Consider the following 20,132-nt stretch of genomic DNA (forward strand, 5'->3'; position numbering starts at 1 on the left):
ACGGGGCGTACGCGTGGGCTGCGACGGTGCGCGACCGGACCGGCCGGGCCCGCGATGTTCGAGGCCGAGCGCGAGCGCGTGCGGGCCGCCCTGGGGCCGCGGGCCAGGCGCGTCGACCACATCGGCTCGACGTGCGTGGAGGACGCCTGACAGCGTGAAGGACCCCCGGCGCCCGGCCCTCGCGGCCCGGACGGACCCGGAGGTCCTTCACGCTCCCGCTCGTCGCCGAGCAGGGGCAGGTGCGTCTCAGAGGCGACGCTCGCGGCGGAACAGCGCCCGCGCCCAGACGTAGCCCGCGACGCCGATCACGACGCACCACGCCACGGCCTGCACGACCGTGGACCCGTCGAGCCCGGCCCCTCCCCCGAGCAGCCCACGCACGGTGTCGATGACGGGCGTGAACGGCTGGTGCTCGGCGAACCAGCGCACGGCGGTCGGCATGGTCTCGACGGGCACGAACCCGCTGCCGAGGAACGGCAGGAGCAGCAGGATCATGGGGGTGTTGCTCGCGGTCTCGACGCTGCGCGCGTTGAGCCCCATGGCGACGCACAGCCAGTCCAGGCAGATCCCGAGCAGGACGAGCAGGCCGGCCAGCGCGAGCCAGTCGAGAGCGTCCGCCCCGGGACGGTAGCCCATGGCGATCGCGGCGCCCAGCACGAGGACCACCGCGATCATGGCCTGCACGGCGAAACCGAGGACGTGCCCCGAGAGGATGGACCCCGGCGAGATCGCCATGGTCTTGAACCGCGACATGATCCCGCTCGCGGCGTCCATCGCGGCGCTCACCGCGACCGACGTCGCTCCCCCGACGACCGTGATGACCAGGAGCGTGGGGGTGATGTAGTCCAGGTAGGCGGCCCGCCCGTCGGCACCGGGGGTGATCCCGGGGGCCACGCCGGCGCCGAAGGCACCGCCGAAGGCACCGCCGAAGACGTAGACGAACAGCAGCAGCATGACCATCGGACCGCCGACGAGGAAGACCGTCAGGCCCGGGTAGCGCACCGCGCGCAGCAGGCTGCGGCGCAGCATGGTCAGGACGTCGGCGACAGGACGGGGACGTGCCGTGGTGGTGGGGGCGGTGGTGGCGATGGTGGTCATCGGACGTTCTCCTTGTCCTGTGTCGGACCGGCGGGGGCGGCGTCGGTGCCGGCCTCGTCGTCGGTGGGCGGCTCGGTGAGGGCCAGGAAGACCTCGTCGAGCGAGCCCGCGTCGTGCACGGACTTGAGCTCGGCAGGAGTGCCCTCGGCGACGATGCGCCCGTCGTGGAGGACGGCGACCGAGTCGGCGAGCCGGTCGGCCTCCTCGAGGTACTGGGTGGTGAGCAGGATCGTGGTGCCGCGCTCGACGAGCGCGCGCACCTCGTCCCACAGGGTGCGGCGGCTCCGCGGGTCGAGGCCCGTCGTCGGCTCGTCGAGGAACACGACCGACGGTGTGCCGACGAGCGTCATCGCGAGGTCGAGCTTGCGCTTCATGCCGCCCGAGTAGGTCGCGACGGGCTTGCCCGCGGCCTCGGCCAGCCCGAACTGCTCGAGCAGGTCGGTCGTCCGACGACGGCCGGCTGCCGTGCCGAGGTGGTTGAGGTCGGCCATGAGCCGCAGGTTCTCGGTGCCCGTGAGCAGCTCGTCGACCGCGGTGATCTGCCCGGTGACGCCGATCGACGCTCGGACGGCGTCCGGTGCGCGGGCGACGTCGTGGCCTGCGACGCGGACCGTGCCGGCGTCGGCGGCGAGCAGGGTCGACAGGACCCCGACGGTCGTCGTCTTGCCCGAGCCGTTCGGGCCGAGCAGCGCGGTGATCGTCCCTGCGGGGACGACGAGGTCGACCCCGTCGAGCACGAGCTGCGTGCCGGACTTCGAGCGGTAGGACTTGCGCAGGCCGGCGACCTCGATCGCAGGTCCGCGGACTGAGGTGGTCATGAGCTTCTCCTTCGACGGTGATGGACGAGCGGGTGGGGCGTGCGGCGTCGGGCGGGGCGCGAGACGTCGGTGGGACCGTCCGTGCCGGGCTGCCTGGTGCAGGACCGGCTCGGTCAGGCGTGCGGGCGGCGCACGACGACGTCGCCGTAGCTGGTGCTGGCGCGCACCTCGACCGTCAGGTCGCTCTCGTCGGGGCCCGCGACGTCCTCCAGGAGGTTGCGGACCTCGCCGTGCTGCGAGCCTGCGTCGAGCCACGCGGCGGTGCCCTCGGGGACACCGACCTCGATCGAGCCGTACGAGCTGGCGAGCGTCAGGCTCCCGCTGGCGGCCTGCTCGACCCGGATGTTGCCGTGAGCGCACCGGACGACGGTCTCGCCCAGCGACCGGCCGATCGAGATCTCGCCGTGCGCACCGTTGACCTGCAGCCTCGTGGAGGTCCGTCCGATCTCGGTCGTGCCGTTCGGGACCTTGACGACCGCGTCGCCATCGACCTCGCGGATGCGCAGGCCGCCGGCGGAGACCACGGCGCTGGTAGGGCCCGCGGCGCGGCCGACGGTGAGGGAGCCGGCCGAGACCTTGATGTCGAGCCGGTCGACGTCGTCGAGGCGGGCGTTGCCGCCGTTGAGGTTCAGGTCGACCGACCCGAGCCTGCCCTCGGCGTACAGGGAGCCGGCCTTGCCGCGCAGGTCCGACCCGACGGGGAGCTCGATGGTGACCTTCGCGCCGCCGGAGGCGAACGGCAGGACGTACTGCTTCCAGGAGCTGGGGTAGACGATCGTGATCGCGTCGCCGTCGCGCTCGACGCGCGTCTCCTCAGCGGCCTTCACCGAGCCGGACTTGCCGGGGTCGGCCGGCAGGACGGTCACGACGACGTCGTCCCGGTCCCCGGCGACGACGTACAGGTTGCCGAAGGGGACGTCGACGAGGACCGGGACGGGGGTGGGGGCGGCGAAAGTGGGCATGACGGATCCTCCGGAGGGGTGAGCGTGTCCGCCCCGTGGTGGCGGGGCGCGGGGATGTGGTGGTGTCAGGTGGTGCGTCAGCGCACCCAACCGGTCACGCGGCCGGTCGCGCTGGGGGTCCGGGCGGTGGTGCGGGTCGTGCTGCGGGACGGGGCGGCGGGGGCGAGCGCGGCGGCCACCGCGCGCACGAGCCAGGTGTTGACGGACACGCCCTCGCGGGAAGCCGCTTCCTCGACCTGGGCCTTGAGCTGGTCGGGCAGGCGGAGCGTCGTGCGGGAGGTGCTGACGTCGTCGGGGTCGAGGGCCGCGGGGCGGGCAGGGGCGACGATGGCGGGAGCGGCGTCCTCGAAGGCCGAGGCGGGTGCGGGCGTCACGATGAACTCGGGGTCACGTCCTCGGAGCCGGACGTCGACCGCGCCCGGTGCGAGCTCGGCCGTGATCTCGGTGGCCGCGGTCGACAGTGCCTCGAGCAGGACGAGCCGGACCGCGGCGTCGAGCGGTGCCGAGAGCCGGTCGGCGAGCTCTCGCGCCTCGTCCCCGCCGGCGGCGGCTGCGGTGGCGAGCTGGTGCTGCAGCTCGTCGACGTATCTCGTGAGTTCCATGACGCCACTATGACACCATCCGTGGTGTCATCGCAAGAGGTCTGGTGTCAGTTCTTTGACGACGTGGTGTCACGGCGCCGCAGGCAGGCGACGACGGGGGTCAGATCCCTGGGGCATACCCCCACACGCGGAAGGCGGCGTCGCTGCCGAGTCCGTGCAAGCACCATGCCCGCCTGGCCCGTGTGCCAGCTCCGGGTTGCCGGGCGCGGGGCCCGGCCTCGCCCTATCGTGGAGACGTGATCGAGGAGCCGAGGGCGGCGCCGGCGACCGCGGAGCTCGACCGGCTGCTCCTCGACGCCAAGCTCGCAGCGCCCCGGTCAGGCGCCCCGGTCGTGAGCCGTGCCCACCTGATCGACGCGGCGCGCGCGAGCGGTCGGCGGGTCGTCGGGATCACGGCTCCCCCGGGCTACGGCAAGACCACGCTGCTCGCCGAGTGGGCCGAGCGCGACCCTCGCCCCGTCGTCTGGATCACGCTCGACCGGTTCGACGACGACCCGCCCGTCCTCCTGTCGGTGCTGACCGAGGCCCTCGCCCGCCAGGGCCTCGGCGGACCGGACCACGACGGACGGACGACGGCCCCGCACCCGTCGCTGCTCGGACGGGCCGCCCCGCGCCTGGCCTCGGTCCTGAGGGCCGCCCCGACCCCGTTCGTGCTGGTGCTCGACGACCTGCACGAGCTGCGGTCCCCCGCGTGCCACGACGTGCTCGGGGTCGTGGTCGCCGGGATCCCCGACGGGTCGCAGCTCGTCGCCGCGAGCCGCGACGCGCAGCCCCACCTCGCGAGGCTGCGGGCCGCCGACGAGACCGTCGAGCTCGGGGCGCTCGACCTCGCCCTCGACGTCGAGGGCACCGCGCACGTGTTCGCCGCCACCGACGTGCCCATCGCCCCGGCCGTCGCGGCAGCCGTCACGGCCCGGACCGAGGGGTGGCCCGTCGGGGTGCACCTCGCGGCCCTGGTCGCCCGCGACGAAGGGGCCGACGCCGCATCCCTCACGGGCACCGACCCCTGCGTCGCGGACTACCTGCAGCGCGAGGCGCTCCGTCGGCTCCCCGACGAGACCCGGCGGTTCCTGCGCCGCACTGCGGTCCTCGACGACCTCACGGCTCCCCTGTGCGACGCGGTGCTGGGCGAGACCTCCTCGCTGCGGCACCTGCGCGACCTCGAGTCCGCGCACCTGTTCCTCGTCCCGCTGGACCGGCACCGCCGCTGGTTCCGCTATCACGCCCTGTTCCGCGAGCTCCTGCTCGACGAGCTCCTGACCACCGAGCCGGACCTCGCCGACACCCTGCGCGGCCGGGCCGCCGACTGGTACGAGGCCCACGGGGCACCGGCCCGCGCCGTGGAGCAGCTCCTCGCGACGGGCGGACGCGACCGAGCCGCCCGGCTCGTGGCCCGCGTCGTGGTGCCCCTCGTCCAGGCCGGGCAGATCTCGACCGTCGACCGCTGGCTCGGCCTCCTGGGCGACGGCACGATCCGCAGCCACCCGCCCCTCGCGGTGCTCGCCGGGTACGTCGCGGTCTACGAGGGGCACGCCGCGGCCGCCGAGCGCTGGGGGGCGGTCGCGGACGCGGCGTCGTCCGAGAGCGGGCCCACCGAGGGCGCGGCCGCGTTCGCCCCGGCCCGTGCGGCGTTCCGGGCCCTGCGCTGCCCGGACGGCCCGCAGCGGATGCTCGACGACGCCCGCCTGGCCCTGGACTCCGAGCCGGGGTGGGGACCGTGGCGCGGCACGGCCCTCGTGCTGAGCGGGGACGCGCACCGCCTGACCGGCGACGACGTGTCGGCCGCCCGCGACCTCGAGCTCTGCGTCGAGGCCGCGGACGCCCTGCAGGACGCCGACACCCTGGTGCACGCGCAGGCGCAGCTCGCGGACCTCGACATGGACCACGGCCGGTGGGACAGCGCCGAGCAGCGCGTCCGGCAGGCGCTCGCGACGATCGAGGCCCACCGCACGGAGGACTACCCGACGAGCGCCCTGGGGTACGCCGCGGCCGCCCGTCTGGCCCTCCACACCCACGACCACGCACGGACCGTCGACCTCCTCACGCGGGGGATGCGCGCCAGGACGTTCAGCACGTACGCGTTCCCGACGCTCGCGGTGCGCGTGCGCCTCCGGCTCGCGCGCACGAGCTGGGCCACGGCCGACGTCGCAGCCGTCCGCCACCTCCTGCGAGAGATCGACGACGTCCTGCTGCGCCGTCCGGCGCTCGGCGTGCTGGTCGACGAGGTCGCGGACCTGCGCAAGTCCTTCGACGCGGCCGGGCACGCGACCGCATCGACCGTCCCCGGCCCGCCCCTGACCCCGGCGGAGCTGCGGCTCCTGCCCTACCTCCAGACGCACCTGACGATCCGGGAGATCGGCGAGCGGCTCTTCGTGTCGCGCAACACCGCCAGCTCGGAGATCGGTTCGATCTACCGCAAGCTCGGCGTCTCGAGCCGGAGCGCGGCCGTGGAGCGCGCCGTCGACAGAGGACTGCTGGGCTCGTGACCCCTCACCCGGGCTCGCGTGCGTCGAACGGGTCGTAGCCCAGGGCGAGGGCGAGCTTGGGTGCCGCGGCGACCACGGCCGGCAGCCCGACGATCGGGATGGTCGCCGCGAGGACGTCGACGATCTCCGCGGTCGTCGCCCCCGCCGTCACGGCCTCGTCGACCTCGCTGCCGTAGGTCGGCTCGGCCCCGCCCACCGCGACGAGAGCAGCGAGCCGGATCAGGGCGACGGTCCGGGGCTCGAGCACGGTCGACTCGAGCTCCAGGTCCTCCTCGAGCCGGGAGTCGTTGATCGCGAAGCGTCGAAGTCGGTCGGTGTAGTCCACGGTCTGGCCATCCTGTCGCCCGGGTCACGTCCTCCCATTGCCGCACGCGGCCCGACCACCCGCATCACGCCGATCACATGATCCGTGTCCGCCCCGGTCGTCGCCGGGCGTCCTGCGACGACCGGGGCCTCCGGCCGGACGAGGACGCGCCGGCCCGGCGGCCCCGAGTTCATGCGGTCTGCATGACGACGCCGACGCGCGGTTCGTCGGATGCTGGCAGGAGCGCGGGACGACACGTGCGCCCTCCCTCCGCCGGCTCCGGACGTCCGGGCGGCGGGGAGGGGCCCCGGAGGAGAGGACCGAGACCCATGACCCAGGACCCGAACGACGCCCAGGACACCGGCCCCATCGACTACCTCGTCGTGGAGTTCACGTCCGACGCGATGACGGGAGAGGCCTTCCCCCTGCTCGTCGACCTCGTCGACCGCGGGATCGTCCGCGTCCTCGACCTGCTCGTGCTGCGCAAGGAGGACGACGGGACCGTGACGGGCCTCGAGCTCGACGAGCTCGCCGACGGCTCGACGGGGCTCGAGATCTTCTCGGGAGCCCAGTCGGGACTCCTGGGGCACGAGGACCTCGCCGAGGCCGCGGAGGCCGTCGAGCCGGGCAGGACGGCCGCCGTGCTCGTGTACGAGAACGTCTGGGCGGCACCGTTCGCCTCGGCCCTGCGCCGTGGCGGCGCCCAGCTCGTCGCGAGCGGGCGGATCCCGGTGCAGGCGGTCCTCGCAGCGCTCGACGCCGCCGAGACGACCAGCTGACGACCCGTCCGACCGAGAGGAAGCACCATGGGACTCATCCGAGGAGTCGCACGCACCGCCGTCGTCGCCGGCACGGCGACCGCCGTCTCCAACCGCGTCTCCCGCCGGCAGGCCGGACGCTGGGCCGCCCAGGAGGAGCCGCCGCCCCAGCAGGCGCCCCAGCCGACGTACGCGGCACCGCCCCCGGCGCCCGCACAGGCCCCGACCGGCATGGACGCCAAGATCGCCCAGCTCACGCAGCTCGGCACGCTGCGCGACCAGGGAGTGCTGAGCCCTGCCGAGTTCGAGGCGCAGAAGGCTCAGATCCTCGCCGGTTGACCGGCACCCACCTGAGGAGGAGTTCGCATGGACAGCTTCATGGACTGGTTCTGGCTGATGGTCTGGTGGTTCTTCTTCTTCATGTACCTGATGATCCTGTTCCGGATCCTCGCCGACCTCTTCCGCGACCACGAGCTGAGCGGCTGGTGGAAGGCGCTGTGGATCGTCGCCCTCGTCGTCTTCCCGTTCGTGTCCGCGCTGGTCTACGTCATCGCCCGGGGCCGCGGGATGGCCGAGCGCCAGATGCAGGACATGTCCCAGGCCAAGGCGCAGACCGACGCCTACATCAGGGACGTCTCCGGCTCGCAGTCCTCGGCAGCGACCCAGATCGCCGATGCCAAGGCGCTGCTCGACTCCGGGGTGATCGACCAGGACGAGTTCGCGACGCTCAAGGCGAAGGCCCTGGCCTGAGCGCCCGGACCTGCCGGTCCCTGGCGACCGGCAGGTCCGGGGCGTCGGCGCGACGCCTCAGTCCTCGCCGTAGAACACCCGCTCCATGACGGCCCGCGCGCGCCGCGCGGTGCGCAGGTAGCGTTCCTCGAGCTCGGCCCCCGACTCCTCGTCCCCGATCACCCGGGCGAGGCCGGTCAGCGCCCGGATCTCGTGGGGCAGCACGTCGGCCGACGGGCCGCCGGTGCGCCCCGACCAGAGCACGAGCGCGCTGCGCAACCACGACGCGAGGTGCCACGACTCCCCCAGGGTCGCTGCGTCGTCGGGCGTCACCAGGCCCGCGTCCGCGGCGGCCTCCAGGGCGTCGATCGTCGAGGTCGTGCGCAGGCCCGCGACCTCGTGCGCGTGCTGGAGCTGGAGGAGCTGGACGGTCCACTCGACGTCGGAGACCCCGCCCCGGCCGAGCTTGAGGTGCCGCGACGGGTCGACGCCGCGCGGCAGCCGCTCCGACTCGACGCGCGCCTTGATGCGTCGCACCTCGCGCACGGCCGCCGGGTCGAGCCCGCCCGACGGGTAGCGCAAGGGGTCGACCAGGGCCACGAACCGTTCGCCCAGCCCAGGGTCCCCCGCAGCCGGACGGGCCCGCAGCAGCGCCTGGGACTCCCACACGGCGGACCAGCGGTCGTAGTACTCGGCGTACGACGCGAACGAGCGCACGAGCGGGCCGTTGCGTCCCTCGGGGCGCAGGTCGGCGTCGACGGGCAGCCCGGGCTCGGGCCCCATGTCGCCCAGCAGCGAGCGCAGCCGGGTCGCGACGACGAGCGCGAACGCCTGGGCCTCGCGGTCGCTCGCGCCCTCCGTGGGCTCGTGCACGAACATGACGTCCGCGTCCGAGCCGTAGCCCATCTCGCGCCCGCCGAGGCGCCCCATCGCGATGATCGCGCACCGGGCCGGGTCCTCGTCGGGGCCCGCGACGCCCAGCTCCTGGCGCGCGACGAACTGCGCCACGCGCAGCCCACCCACGAGCGTCACGTCGGCCGCGTCCGAGATGGCCCGCGCGGCGTCGACAGGGCTCACGACCCGCAGGATCTCCGCAGCCCCCGTGCGGGCGAGCTCGCGGCGGCGCACGGCCCGCAGCGCGGTCGCCGCAGGGATCGCGACCTCGGCGCGCGTCAGGATCGCGTCGGCCTCCTTCGTGAGGCGTCCGGCCCCGCGCGGCAGCAGGTCCGCGTCGTCGGCGAGCCAGGCCACGGACTCGGGCGAGCGCGAGAGCGCGTCGGCCATGTACCGCGAGCTCGAGAGCAGCGTCGCGAGACGGTACGCGGCCGACCCCGAGTCCCGCAGCAGCTTGAGGTACCAGTGCGTCGAGCCGAGCTCCTCGGACAGCTTGCGGAAGTTCAGCAGCCCCGCGTCCGGGTCGGCGCCCTCGGCGAACCACCCGAGCATCACGGGCAGGAGCTGGCGCTGGATCGCGGCCCGCCGGCTCACCCCTTCGGTGAGCGCGACGACGTGGCGCAGCGCGCCCGCGGGGTCGCGGTAGCCGATCGCCTGGAAGCGCGCCTTGGCGGCCTCCGGGGCCAGGCTCGCCTCCTCGGCGGAGAGCTGGGCGGTGGCCGGCAGCAGCGGCCGGTAGAAGAGCTCCTCGTGCAGCGCACGCACCTCGCGGCGCGTCGCACGCCAGCGCTCGAGCAGGCCGTCGGCGCCCTCGGCGCGCATGCCCACCGACCGGGCCAGACGGCGCAGGTCGTCCTCGCCCGTCGGCATCAGGTGGGTGCGGCGCAGCCGGAAGAGCTGGATGCGGTGCTCGAGCGAGCGCAGGAACCGGTAGCAGACCGCGAGACGCGCCGCGTGCTCGCGCCCCACGTACCCGCCCGCCGCCAGGGCCGCGAGCGCCGTGAGCGTGCTGGGGCTGCGGATCGTGTCGTCGGCGCGCCCGTGCACGAGCTGCAGGAGCTGGACCGTGAACTCGACGTCGCGCAACCCGCCCTTGCCGAGCTTGAGCTGGCGGTCGGCCTCCGCGGCGGGCACGTGGTCCTCGACGCGGCGGCGCATCGCCTGGGAGTCCTCGACGAAGTTCTCGCGCGTCACGGCCGACCACACGAACGGGTTGATCGCGTCGTGGTAGGCCGCGCCGAGCTCGTGGTCGCCCGCGACCAGGCGCGCCTTGAGCAGCGCCTGGAACTCCCACGTCTTGGCCCAGCGCTCGTAGTACGCGACGTGGCTCGCGAGCGTGCGCACGAGCGGTCCGTTCTTGCCCTCGGGGCGCAGCGCGGCGTCGACGGGCCACAGCGGCGGCTCCGACGACGTCCCCTGGCACGCGCGCGCGAGGCCCGTCGCGAGGCGCGCGCCGACGGTCGTCGCGTACTCCTCGTCGAAGCCCTCGGCGGGCTCGGCCACGTAGACCACGTCGACGTCCGAGACGTAGTTCAGCTCGCGCCCCCCGCACTTGCCCATGCCGATGACCGCGAGCCGGACCCCCGCCCCGTGGTCGTCGAGCTCGCAGCGCGCGATCGCGAGCGCGGCCTCGAGCGCCGCTGCCGCGAGGTCCGCGAGCGCCGCCGCGACGGCCGGCATGCGTGTGAGCGGCTCGGTCGACGTGAGGTCGGTCGCGGCGATCCGCAGCAGCCGGGCACGGTAGGCGCGCCGCATGGCGGCCGTCGCGGCCGGCGTGGGCAGGGCCGCGACGGGCTGGTGGGCGTCGGGGTCGGCCGCGACGGCGCGCAGCAGCTCGGCCCGGACGGCCCCCGCGTCGACGCCCGTGCCCGCCGTGGGGTCCGCGACGACGGCCAGCAGGTCCGGGTGGGACACCAGCTCGTCGCCGAGCGCGACCGAGGCGCCGAGCACCGCGAGCAGGCGGTCCCGACCCGACGGGACCGACGGGTCGGCAGGCTCGGTCGCGTCCCCGGTCCCCGGGGCGCTCGTGAGCACCTCGCGGAACGCCCGGCACAGGCCCTCGTCCCCGCCGACCGCGGTCGAGAGCCGCGCGAGCTGGAGCAGCGCCAGGTCCGGGTCGGCGGTCGCGCCGAGCGCGACCAGCACGTCCTCGGGCAGGGGGCCCACGACGGCCCCGAGGTCCTTGTCGTCGAGCAGCGACGCCGAGCGGGTGACGTCGGTGAACCCGAGCCTGCGCAGTCGCGAGGTCACCGTGGGGCGGCGCGAACCGCCCGGCGAGCCGACGCTGCCCGGGCGCGCGACGCCGTCGGGCCCCGCGGTCACGACGACCACCGGGACCCGACGGACCGGGGCGAGTGCCTCACAGGACCTGGAGGAACCGCTTCAGCTCGAACGGCGTGACCTGCGAGCGGTACGCGTCCCACTCCTGCCGCTTGTTGCGCAGCACGAAGTCGAACACGTGCTCGCCCAGGGTCTCGGCGACGAGCTCGGACGTCTCCATGATCTGGATCGCGGCGTCGAGCGACTGCGGCAGCGGCTTGATGCCGAGCGCACGACGCTCGGCGTCGGTGAGCTCCCACACGTCGTCCTCGGTCTCCTCGGGCAGCTCGTAGCCCTCCTCGATGCCCTTGAGCCCTGCCGCGAGGATGACGGCGTACGCCAGGTACGGGTTGGTCGCGGAGTCGAGGGCGCGGTACTCGATGCGGCTCGAGTTGCCCTTGCCCGGCTTGTACATGGGCACGCGCACGAGCGCCGAACGGTTGTTGTGACCCCAGCACACGTAGCTCGGGGCCTCGGCCCCGCCCCACAGGCGCTTGTACGAGTTCACGTACTGGTTCGTGATCGCGGTGATCTCCGCGGCGTGCACCAGCAGGCCCGCGATGAACGAGCGCGCGGTCTTCGACAGCTCGAACTGCGCGCCGGGCTCGTGGAACGCGTTGCGGTCGCCCTCGAACAGCGACAGGTGCGTGTGCATCCCGGACCCCGGCTGGTCCGCCATGGGCTTGGGCATGAACGACGCGAAGACCCCCTGCTCCAGGGCGACCTCCTTGACGACCGTGCGGAACGTCATGAGGTTGTCTGCCGTGGTCAGGGCGTCGGCGTAGCGCAGGTCGATCTCGTTCTGGCCGGGGCCGGCCTCGTGGTGGGAGAACTCCACCGAGATGCCCATCGACTCGAGCATCGTGATCGCCGCGCGGCGGAAGTCGTGCGTCGATCCCCGCGCCAGGTGGTCGAAGTACCCGCCCTGGTCCACCGGGACGAGCGGCGACGACGCGTCGGCCGGGTGGTTGAAGAGGTAGAACTCGACCTCGGGGTGCGTGTAGAACGTGAACCCCTTGTCGCTCGCCTTGGCGAGCGCGCGCTTGAGCACGTTGCGCGAGTCCGCGAGCGAGGGCTCGCCGTCCGGCGTGAGGATGTCGCAGAACATCCTCGCGGTCCCGTGCCGCTCCCCGCGCCACGGGAGCACCTGGAACGTGGTGGGGTCGGGGCGCGCGATCATGTCGGCCTCGTACACGCGCGTGAGGCCCTCGATCGAGCTGCCGTCGAAGCCGATGCCCTCCGCGAACGCGGACTCGAGCTCCGCGGGGGCCACGGCGACCGACTTGAGCATCCCCAGCACGTCGGTGAACCAGAGACGGATGAAGCGGATGTCGCGCTCCTCGACCGTGCGGAGCACGAACTCCTGCTGCCTGTCCATGGGCTACATCCTGCCTGAAGAGTGTGACGAGCGGGTTACGTCGCGTCCGGACGCGGACGGCGTGTCCCCAGCGTCCCACGACCTGCGCAGCTCGGGGTGCGGATGGGCACCTGACCGGCGGGTTCGCATAGGCTGACGGGTATGGCAGACCTGCGGATCGCCCTCGCACAGATCGACACGTGCGTCGGAGCGATCGACCAGAACACGGCGGCGGTCCTCGAGTGGACCCGGCGGGCGGCCGCCGAGGGCGCCGACCTCGTGGCGTTCCCCGAGATGACGCTCACGGGCTACCCGGTCGAGGACCTCGCGCTGCGCGCGTCGTTCCGTCGCGCGGCCTGGGACGCGGCCGCCGACGTCGCAGCCCAGCTCGAGCGCGAGGGGCTGGGCCACGTGACGGTCGTCCTGGGCACCGTGGGCACGTCTGAGAGCGCGCTCCCCGAGGGCGCGGAGGGGGCCGAGCGCGAGGTGTCGGGCGCTCCCGCCGACCTCCCGACCAACCGTGCGGTCGTGATCCAGCACGGGAAGGTCGTCGCGTCCTACGACAAGCACCACCTGCCGAACTACGGCGTGTTCGACGAGTTCCGCATCTTCGCCCCCGGCACCGAGCCCCTGGTGCTGGAGATCGCGGGCCGCTCCGTCGGCATCGTGATCTGCGAGGACATCTGGCAGGACGGCGGGCCCGTCACCACGCTCGGCGGCCTGGACGAGGCCGGGCACGGGCTCGACCTGCTGCTCGTCCTCAACGGGTCGCCCTACGAGGAGGGCAAGGGGCACGTGCGCACCGAGCTCGCGGCCCGGCGCGCACGCGAGACGAGCGCACCGGTCGCGTACGTCAACATGGTGGGCGGCCAGGACGACCTGGTGTTCGACGGCGGGTCGTTCGTGGTCGCACCCGACGGCGCGCTGCTCACCTCGTCGCCGCAGTTCGTCGAGGACCTGCTGCTGTGGGACCTGGCCGAGCGCGACCCCGCCACGGGCGAGGTCCCCTACCCCGCGGGCCGCACCGCGGCCCCGCTGCACCCCGACGAGGAGGTGTACCGGGCGTGCGTCACGGGCCTGGCCGGGTACGTGCGCAAGAACGGCTTCCGGTCGATCGTCCTGGGCGTCTCGGGCGGGATCGACTCGGCGCTGTCCGCGACGATCGCGGCCGACGCGATCGGCGGGCAGAACGTCGTCGGCGTCTCGATGCCCTCGACCTACTCCTCGGAGCACAGCTTGGACGACGCCGCCGACCTCGCCAAGCGCCTCGGCGCCGACTACCGCGTGCAGCCCATCGCCCCCATGGTCGAGGCGTTCCAGGGCGAGCTCGCGCTCGAGGGCGTCGCCGAGGAGAACCTGCAGGCGCGGGTCCGCGGCGTGGTCCTCATGGCGATCTCCAACCGTGAGGGTCACCTCGTCATCGCGCCGGGCAACAAGTCCGAGCTCGCGGTCGGGTACGCGACCATCTACGACGCGGGCAGCATCGGGGGGTTCGCGCCGCTCAAGGACGTCGACAAGTCGCGCGTGTGGGCTCTCGCCCGCTGGCGCAACAACGCCGCGCTCGACGCGGGCGAGATCCCCCCGATCCCCGAGTCGTCGATCACCAAGCCGCCCTCGGCCGAGCTGCGCCCCGGACAGACCGACCAGGACTCGCTGCCGCCCTACGACCTGCTCGACGAGGTCCTCGACGCGTACATCGAGCACGCCGAGGGGCGCGCCGAGCTGCTCGCACGCGGGTTCGACCCCGAGGTCGTGGACAAGGTCGTGACCCTGGTGGACCGCGCCGAGTGGAAGCGGCGCCAGTACCCGCTCGGCCCCAAGGTCACGTCGCTCGCGTTCGGCCGCGACCGCCGCCTGCCTGTCACGTCCCGCTGGCGCGAGCCCGTCGAGTAGCCCGACGGCTCACCCGGTCCGCCGCCGAGACGGCCGGCGCCACCCCGCACCGCATCCCGAACGACCGGCCCCCGACCACCGGCGGGCCGTACGACCTGGAGAGACGAGAGCATGTCCGCACACACCCAGCCCGGCCAGACCCCGGCCTCGCCCGTCAAGCGCTTCCGCGTCCACCACCTCGCGGAGGCCAAGGCGCGCCACGAGAAGCTCACGATGCTCACCGCGTACGACGCGGTCACGGCCCGCATCTTCGACGAGGCAGGCATCGACATGCTCCTCGTCGGCGACTCGATCGGGAACACCATGCACGGGCACCGGACCACGCTGCCCGTCACGGTCGACGACATGATCCCCGCCGCACGCGGTGTCGCGCGCGCCGCCCAGCGCGCGCTCGTGATCGTGGACCTGCCGTTCGGCTCGTACGAGGCCGGGCCCGAGCAGGCGCTCGCCACGGGCGTGCGCATCATGAAGGAGACGGGTGCGCACGCGGTCAAGCTCGAGGGCGGGCGCCGCTCGGCCGCGCAGATCCGAGCGCTGACCGACGCGGGCATCCCCGTCGTCGCGCACCTGGGCTTCACGCCCCAGTCGGAGAACATCCTGGGCGGGCCGCGCGTGCAGGGCCGCGGGGACGACGCCGCCGAGCGCCTGTGCGAGGACGCCGTCGCCGTGACCGACGCGGGCGCCGTGGCCGTGGTCCTCGAGATGGTCCCGGTCGAGGTCGCCGCGCGCGTCACCGAGGTCGTGCGCATCCCGACCATCGGCATCGGCGCCGGCCCCGAGTGCGACGGCCAGGTGCTCGTCTGGACCGACCTCGCGGGGATGACCGAGTGGTCGCCGCGCTTCGCGAAGCGGTTCGCGGAGATCGGCGCGGCCCTGGGCCGTGCCGCGCAGGACTACGCGGCCGAGGTCAAGGGCGGTTCGTTCCCGGACGCCGCGCACAGCTTCGAGAAGTAGCCCTCCCCTGCCCGACGGCGTCGCTCACCCAGGGTGCTCCCGTGCACCCGGGTGAGCGACGCCGTCGGGCGGGACCGGGTCAGCGGTCCTGCTCGCGCTCCCGCTCCTCCTCGTCCCACGCCTCCGAGCGGGCCCGCGCCAGCTCGAGCGCCTTGGCCGCCGCCTCACGCGTCGGGTACGGGCCCATGCGGGAGGACCACGCGGACTGCGGGCCCTTCGAGACCTCGCCCGTCCGGGTGTCGTAGTAGTACTGCTCCTCGGTCGCCGGGTCGCCGTCGTCGGAGAATCGCTCGTTCGTCATAGGACGATCCTGCCGCACACTCCCCCGACTCGTCGGGCGAGCCGCCCGGGCGCGGCTCCGTAGACTGGCGCCATGCCCGGTTCTCCCCTCCTGACGGCCCCGCGCGGACCCCTGGTCCCCGGGACGGTCTCACCGCCGCGCGCCGTGCCGCGCTCCATCCCGCGACCCGAGTACGTCGGCAACCCCGGCCCGCGGCCCTTCACGGGCGACGACGTCGTGGCTCCCGAGACGATCGAACGGATCCGGGTCGCGAGCCGCATCGCGGCCCAGGCCCTCGCCGAGGTCGGGGCGCACGTCGCGCCGGGCGTGAGCACCGACGAGCTCGACCGGATCGGGCACGAGTTCCTCCTCGACCACGGCGCCTACCCGTCGACGCTCGGCTACCGCGGGTTCCCCAAGTCGCTGTGCACGTCCCTCAACGAGGTCGTGTGCCACGGCATCCCCGACTCGACCGTCATGGTCGAGGGCGACATCGTCAACGTCGACATCACGGCGTTCATCGGCGGCGTCCACGGCGACAACAACGCCACGTTCGCGGTCGGGGAGATCAGCGAGGAGGCCGCGCTGCTCGTGCAGCGCACGCGCGAGGCCCTCGACCGGGCCGTCAAGGCCGTGCGCCCCGGGCGCGAGGTCAACGTCCTGGGCCGTGTCGTCGAGAAGTACGCGCACCGCCACGGGTACGGTGTGGTGCGCGAGTACACCGGTCACGGCGTCGGGGAGGCCTTCCACTCGGGCCTCGTGATCCCGCACTACGACGCGGCCCCCGACCACGACACCATCATCGAACCAGGGATGGTCTTCACGATCGAACCCATGCTCACGCTGGGCGGCCCCGAGTGGCGGATGTGGGACGACGGGTGGACCGTGGTCACCGCGGACAGGTCGCTGACCGCCCAGTTCGAGCACACCCTGGTCGTCACCGAAGACGGAGCGGAGATCCTGACCCTGCCATGAGCAAGCACTCACACCACCACCACGGCCTCGCGTTCGGGATCGACGTCGGCGGCAGCGGCATCAAGGGTGCCCCCGTCGACCTCTCGACGGGCGAGTTCGCCGAGGAACGCCACCGCATCCCGACGCCGCAGCCCTCCACGCCGGATGCCGTCTCCCAGGTCATCGCGGAGCTCGTCGACGAGTACGACCTGCCGCACCACGTGCCCATCGGCGTCGCCTTCCCCGGCCCGCTCCACCACGGCGTGATCGGGTTCATCGCGAACCTCGACAAGTCGTGGAAGGGCGTCGACCTCCCCGCGCTCCTCAAGGAGGAGACCGGGCGCCACGTCGTCGCCATCAACGACGCGGACGCCGCCGGGATCGGCGAGGTCCGCTACGGGGCCGCGAAGGACACGCGCGGGACCGTCCTCGTCGCGACCCTCGGCACGGGCATCGGCAGCGCGCTCGTCGTCGACGGGATCCTCGTGCCCAACACCGAGCTGGGGCACCTCGAGATCGACGGGTTCGACGCCGAGTCGCGCGCCGCGGACTCGGCCCGCGACCGCGAGAACCTCTCCTGGGAGGAGTGGGCCGAACGGCTCCAGCGCTACTTCGACGTCGTCGAGATGCTCTTCTCGCCCGACCTCATCGTGGTCGGTGGCGGCGTCTCCAAGCACCACGAGAACTTCCTGCCGCTGCTGAAGCTCAAGGCGCCGATCATCCCCGCCAAGCTGCGCAATGCGGCCGGCATCGTGGGGGCAGCAGCCCTCGCCGCCGAGGGGGCCCGGCTGGCGTAGCCGCCGTGCCGCGTGCCCGGGCGACCCCGTGTCGTGCGGGCGCGCGGGGCCGGTGCGGCCCGGGCGCGCGGGGCCGGTTCGGCCCGGGCGCGCCGACCGGTCAGACGGCCGTCTGGTGCCGGTCCTCGGACGGGTGGTCGACCTGGTGGTTCGGCAGGGCCGGGAAGATCTCGATCACGCCCAGCATCTCCAGGACGTCCGTGACGACCGTCGGCGGGTTGCGCAGGCTCACCTGGAGCCCCTCCTCGCTGCCGATCGTGTAGAACTGCACCAGGAACGCGATCCCGGTCGAGTCCATGAACGTCACCTTCGAGGTGTCGATCACCACGGGAACGTCCCGGTCGAGGGCGTTCGCCAACGCTGCGCTCGCCTCGCTGCGCAGGGCGACGTCGATCTCGCCCCACATGTCCACCACGCTGGTCTCGGGCTGCTCGAAGAGCGTGATCCCGCCTGTCGTCGTCGTCCTGCTCGGAGTCATGAGTCCTGAGCCCCCGCTCGTCGTGTTCTCGGCGCCCGACGCTTGGGTGCCGCCAACAGAGCCAGGGTACCCCCAAGAGGTGCCCGCATGACAGCATTCTGGGAATCGCTTTACCTGGGGGGCCGCCAGGTGCGGTTGAGGGCATATCTACCTCCTGGTCATATTGGTCACGCAGGTCACACTTCTCCCCGGGTGCACCTTCCCGCGCAAGCGGTGCGACGCCGTCGTACGGTCGGACGACCAGCCGCACCCGACGCGAGAGGTGGTCACCATGCCCAGACGCGACCCTGGCCCGTCCGTCAAGGACAAGGAGCTGTACGAGTCCCTGCGCGACGAGGGGAACTCGAAGGAGAAGTCCGCGCGGATCGCCAACGCCGCCGCGGCGTCGTCCCGGAGCACGGTCGGAGCGAAGGGCGGTTCGTCGCCCGCGTACGAGGAGTGGAGCGTCGCCGAGCTGCGCCGGCGCGCACGGGAGGTCGGCGTCGAGGGCCGCTCGACCATGCGCAAGGGCGAGCTGATCGACGCCCTGCGGAACCACTGACCGGGGCTGCCGCGTGAACGACGGAGCGGGCCAGGACGACACGCGGGACGAGTCCGACGACGAGCGGGCCGACCGGAACTGGGCCGAGCTGCTCCAGGAGCTGCGCGTCACGCAGATGGGCGTGCAGATCCTCACCGGATTCCTGCTGACCCTGCCGTTCCAGCAACGATTCGGGGAGCTCGACCCCGTCCAGGTGAACATCTACCTGTGCCTCGTGGTCCTCTCGGTCCTCGCGACGGGACTGCTCGTCGCCCCCGTGTCCCTGCACCGCATGCTCTTCCGCAAGCACCTCAAGGCGCGGCTCGTGACGTCGGCCGACCGGCTCGCACGCGTGGGACTCGTGGTGCTCGCCCTCGTCGTCACCGGGACCGTGCTGCTCATCTTCGACGTCGTCGTCGGGCCCGGGGCGGCCGTGGCCGCGGCCATCGGGGCGCTCGTGGTCTTCGCACTGCTGTGGGTCGCGCTGCCGCTCGCCCTGGTGCGGCGGGCGCGCGCTTCCGACGAGTGACGGCTCAGGCGCGCCGGTCGTAGACGGCCTCGACCGCCTCGTACGCGGCCTCGCCCGGCACCAGGTTGAGCATCGTCATGCGCCCGCCGCCCGTCGGGACCGGTGCGACGAAGATCTGCCAACCCCAGTCGGGGCCCTCGGGAGCCGCGTAGCTTCCCGTGAGCCGCACGACGCCGTCGTCACCCACCGTCCCGCTGAACAGCATCCACGCGGGCGACGAGTGCCACGAGTCGAGCCACACCGCCGAGACCCCTTCCTCGCCCGAGCCGCCGCTCAGGAGGAGGAGCCCCTCCTGCGGCGCGTCGCCGTCGGACCACGTGTACGCGAACGACACGAACTCGCGCGCGGTGACAGAGACCGACGCGGTGGCGGCCGACGCGACGAACTCGTCCGTCGGGAGGAGGCGCTGACGATGGACGCCCTGCCACTGCCCCCCGAGAGGGGACAAGCACTCGACGATCCTCATCCCGCCAGCCTACTGACCGGGTGAGGTGGATGACAGGGCGGATGAGTCGGTCGGTACGCCGGGTTCTGTCCCCGCGCGCGGTTGCCCCCGCGCGGGTGACGGCCATCCATCTACGACGTACGTTGCCGCACGCCTCCAGCGGTCTACCCGACTGTGCTTCTCACCAGAGAATCGGGCGGGCCGCCCTCCAACACAGTCTGTCTGACCTTGCTCCAGGTGGGGTTTACCTAGCCGGACCAGTCACCTGGCCCGCTGGTGGTCTCTTACACCACCGTTTCACCCTTACCGCCCGCGACCGGAGTCGTGGGAGGCGGTCTGTTCTCTGTGGCACTGTCCCGCGGGTCACCCCGGGTGGGCGTTACCCACCACCTTGCCCTGTGGAGCCCGGACGTTCCTCGGCGACGCCACGAGGGCGCCGACGCGGCCGTCTGACCGACTCATCCGCTCACGCAGCCTACACGTCCACGCGGTAGCCCAGCGCGAGCTCGTCACCGCTCTTGCCGCGGATCCCCCAGCTCTCGGGCGGGCTCTCGAGGATGACGACCTCGAGGTCGTCCGCCGCCAGCCCCAGGAAGGGCGCGACGTCGTCGAACATCGCGGCGATGAGGGCCCGCTTGGCCTCGCGCGAGCGACCCGTGAAGCACACGACCTCGATCACGAGGTACGCATCGCTGCGCTGCGGCGCGACCAGGTCGCCGTCCTCCAGGAGGAGGAAGCGGTGGAACCGCTTGTCCTCGGGCAGCCCCCAGGCGCCGACGACCGCCCGGTGGATCGCGTCGGAGATGTCCTCGCGCTTCATCTCCCAGACCGTGCGGGTGCCGTAGATCTTGACCTGGACCATGCGGCACAACCTAGTGCCGGGGGTCGGGGCGCGCCACGGGTGACCATCGCCACGCCCGCGTCGGGCCTGGGGGCCGTCGCGCCCGCCCTAGAG

At 73.2% G+C, this 20,132-nt stretch carries 21 protein-coding genes and 1 other RNA gene; 10 read left to right on the forward strand and 12 right to left on the reverse strand.

Annotated elements, in window-relative coordinates:
- Window positions 1–246: 246 nt before the first annotated feature.
- From H9623_RS12150 to H9623_RS12165, 4 genes are all read right to left on the reverse strand, one after another.
- Window positions 247–1,098, reverse strand: a complete 852-nt coding sequence (locus H9623_RS12150) for an ABC transporter permease (RefSeq protein ID WP_193720310.1) — start codon at window positions 1,096–1,098, stop codon at window positions 247–249.
- Entirely contained in the window at window positions 1,095–1,916 is an 822-nt protein-coding gene (locus tag H9623_RS12155) for an ABC transporter ATP-binding protein (RefSeq protein WP_193720311.1), read from the reverse strand. Before H9623_RS12155 ends, H9623_RS12150 begins: the two co-directional genes overlap by 4 nt.
- Window positions 1,917–2,029: 113 nt before the next feature.
- On the reverse strand, window positions 2,030–2,878 hold the full coding sequence (locus tag H9623_RS12160; protein ID WP_193720312.1) for a DUF4097 family beta strand repeat-containing protein: 849 nt from the start codon (window positions 2,876–2,878) through the stop codon (window positions 2,030–2,032).
- 77 nt (window positions 2,879–2,955) lie between these two features.
- The gene (locus H9623_RS12165) at window positions 2,956–3,480 is read right to left on the reverse strand and encodes a histidine kinase (RefSeq protein WP_193720313.1); all 525 of its coding nucleotides are present in this window, start codon (window positions 3,478–3,480) and stop codon (window positions 2,956–2,958) included.
- 236 nt (window positions 3,481–3,716) lie between these two features.
- On the opposite strand from H9623_RS12165, the gene H9623_RS19815 reads away from it, so the two are divergent.
- Window positions 3,717–5,966 carry an AAA family ATPase gene (locus H9623_RS19815; protein ID WP_193720314.1) on the forward strand — a complete coding sequence of 750 codons (2,250 nt, stop codon included), beginning with the start codon at window positions 3,717–3,719 and terminating at the stop codon, window positions 5,964–5,966.
- A 4-nt stretch (window positions 5,967–5,970) separates the two neighbouring features.
- Here the strand turns inward: H9623_RS19815 and H9623_RS12175 are convergent, their stop codons facing one another.
- Window positions 5,971–6,291, reverse strand: a complete 321-nt coding sequence (locus H9623_RS12175) for a carboxymuconolactone decarboxylase family protein (protein ID WP_193720315.1) — start codon at window positions 6,289–6,291, stop codon at window positions 5,971–5,973.
- 308 nt (window positions 6,292–6,599) lie between these two features.
- Here H9623_RS12175 and H9623_RS12180 point away from each other — a divergent pair, with 308 nt between their 5' ends.
- Genes H9623_RS12180 through H9623_RS12190 form a run of 3 tightly spaced genes read left to right on the forward strand, consistent with a single transcriptional unit; the run spans window position 6,600 to window position 7,778 of the window.
- Entirely contained in the window at window positions 6,600–7,049 is a 450-nt protein-coding gene (locus tag H9623_RS12180; RefSeq protein WP_193720316.1) for a DUF6325 family protein, read from the forward strand.
- A gap of 27 nt (window positions 7,050–7,076) precedes the next feature.
- The gene (locus tag H9623_RS12185; RefSeq protein ID WP_193720317.1) at window positions 7,077–7,367 is read left to right on the forward strand and encodes an SHOCT domain-containing protein; all 291 of its coding nucleotides are present in this window, start codon (window positions 7,077–7,079) and stop codon (window positions 7,365–7,367) included.
- A gap of 27 nt (window positions 7,368–7,394) precedes the next feature.
- The gene (locus H9623_RS12190) at window positions 7,395–7,778 is read left to right on the forward strand and encodes an SHOCT domain-containing protein (RefSeq protein ID WP_193720318.1); all 384 of its coding nucleotides are present in this window, start codon (window positions 7,395–7,397) and stop codon (window positions 7,776–7,778) included.
- A gap of 57 nt (window positions 7,779–7,835) precedes the next feature.
- Here H9623_RS12190 and H9623_RS12195 read toward each other — a convergent pair whose 3' ends face one another.
- Both H9623_RS12195 and H9623_RS12200 read right to left on the reverse strand, forming a co-directional pair.
- Window positions 7,836–10,973, reverse strand: a complete 3,138-nt coding sequence (locus H9623_RS12195) for a bifunctional [glutamine synthetase] adenylyltransferase/[glutamine synthetase]-adenylyl-L-tyrosine phosphorylase (protein ID WP_193720319.1) — start codon at window positions 10,971–10,973, stop codon at window positions 7,836–7,838.
- 37 nt (window positions 10,974–11,010) lie between these two features.
- Window positions 11,011–12,348, reverse strand: coding sequence for a glutamine synthetase family protein (locus H9623_RS12200; protein WP_193720320.1), 1,338 nt, complete (start codon window positions 12,346–12,348; stop codon window positions 11,011–11,013).
- 141 nt (window positions 12,349–12,489) lie between these two features.
- Here H9623_RS12200 and H9623_RS12205 point away from each other — a divergent pair, with 141 nt between their 5' ends.
- Window positions 12,490–14,220, forward strand: coding sequence for an NAD+ synthase (locus H9623_RS12205; protein WP_193720321.1), 1,731 nt, complete (start codon window positions 12,490–12,492; stop codon window positions 14,218–14,220).
- Window positions 14,221–14,331: 111 nt separating this feature from the next.
- Window positions 14,332–15,174: a 3-methyl-2-oxobutanoate hydroxymethyltransferase gene (gene panB / locus H9623_RS12210; protein WP_193720322.1), complete on the forward strand. Its 843-nt coding sequence runs from the start codon at window positions 14,332–14,334 to the stop codon at window positions 15,172–15,174.
- A 79-nt stretch (window positions 15,175–15,253) separates the two neighbouring features.
- On the opposite strand, the gene H9623_RS12215 is transcribed toward panB, so the two are convergent.
- Complete coding sequence (locus tag H9623_RS12215; protein WP_193720323.1) at window positions 15,254–15,475, reverse strand: SPOR domain-containing protein; 222 nt, start codon at window positions 15,473–15,475, stop codon at window positions 15,254–15,256.
- Between the two features lie 72 nt (window positions 15,476–15,547).
- On the opposite strand from H9623_RS12215, the gene map reads away from it, so the two are divergent.
- Both map and ppgK read left to right on the forward strand, forming a co-directional pair.
- On the forward strand, window positions 15,548–16,429 hold the full coding sequence (map, locus tag H9623_RS12220; protein ID WP_193720324.1) for a type I methionyl aminopeptidase: 882 nt from the start codon (window positions 15,548–15,550) through the stop codon (window positions 16,427–16,429).
- Window positions 16,426–17,205 carry a polyphosphate--glucose phosphotransferase gene (gene ppgK / locus H9623_RS12225; protein ID WP_193720325.1) on the forward strand — a complete coding sequence of 260 codons (780 nt, stop codon included), beginning with the start codon at window positions 16,426–16,428 and terminating at the stop codon, window positions 17,203–17,205. Before map ends, ppgK begins: the two co-directional genes overlap by 4 nt.
- Before the next feature lie 100 nt (window positions 17,206–17,305).
- Here ppgK and H9623_RS12230 read toward each other — a convergent pair whose 3' ends face one another.
- Complete coding sequence (locus H9623_RS12230) at window positions 17,306–17,683, reverse strand: STAS domain-containing protein (RefSeq protein ID WP_193720326.1); 378 nt, start codon at window positions 17,681–17,683, stop codon at window positions 17,306–17,308.
- A 271-nt stretch (window positions 17,684–17,954) separates the two neighbouring features.
- Here H9623_RS12230 and H9623_RS12235 point away from each other — a divergent pair, with 271 nt between their 5' ends.
- On the forward strand, window positions 17,955–18,224 hold the full coding sequence (locus H9623_RS12235; RefSeq protein ID WP_193720327.1) for a DUF7218 family protein: 270 nt from the start codon (window positions 17,955–17,957) through the stop codon (window positions 18,222–18,224).
- A 13-nt stretch (window positions 18,225–18,237) separates the two neighbouring features.
- On the forward strand, window positions 18,238–18,732 hold the full coding sequence (locus tag H9623_RS12240) for a DUF6328 family protein (RefSeq protein ID WP_193720328.1): 495 nt from the start codon (window positions 18,238–18,240) through the stop codon (window positions 18,730–18,732).
- 4 nt (window positions 18,733–18,736) lie between these two features.
- On the opposite strand, the gene H9623_RS12245 is transcribed toward H9623_RS12240, so the two are convergent.
- From H9623_RS12245 to H9623_RS12255, 3 genes are all read right to left on the reverse strand, one after another.
- On the reverse strand, window positions 18,737–19,198 hold the full coding sequence (locus H9623_RS12245) for a DUF1579 family protein (protein WP_193720329.1): 462 nt from the start codon (window positions 19,196–19,198) through the stop codon (window positions 18,737–18,739).
- A 38-nt stretch (window positions 19,199–19,236) separates the two neighbouring features.
- Window positions 19,237–19,638: RNase P RNA component class A (gene rnpB / locus H9623_RS12250), an RNA gene on the reverse strand.
- A 14-nt stretch (window positions 19,639–19,652) separates the two neighbouring features.
- Window positions 19,653–20,039: a tautomerase family protein gene (locus tag H9623_RS12255; protein WP_193720330.1), complete on the reverse strand. Its 387-nt coding sequence runs from the start codon at window positions 20,037–20,039 to the stop codon at window positions 19,653–19,655.
- Window positions 20,040–20,132: the final 93 nt, after the last annotated feature.

Source organism: Oerskovia douganii (assembly GCF_015142735.1).
GTDB classification, from domain to species: domain Bacteria; phylum Actinomycetota; class Actinomycetes; order Actinomycetales; family Cellulomonadaceae; genus Oerskovia; species Oerskovia douganii.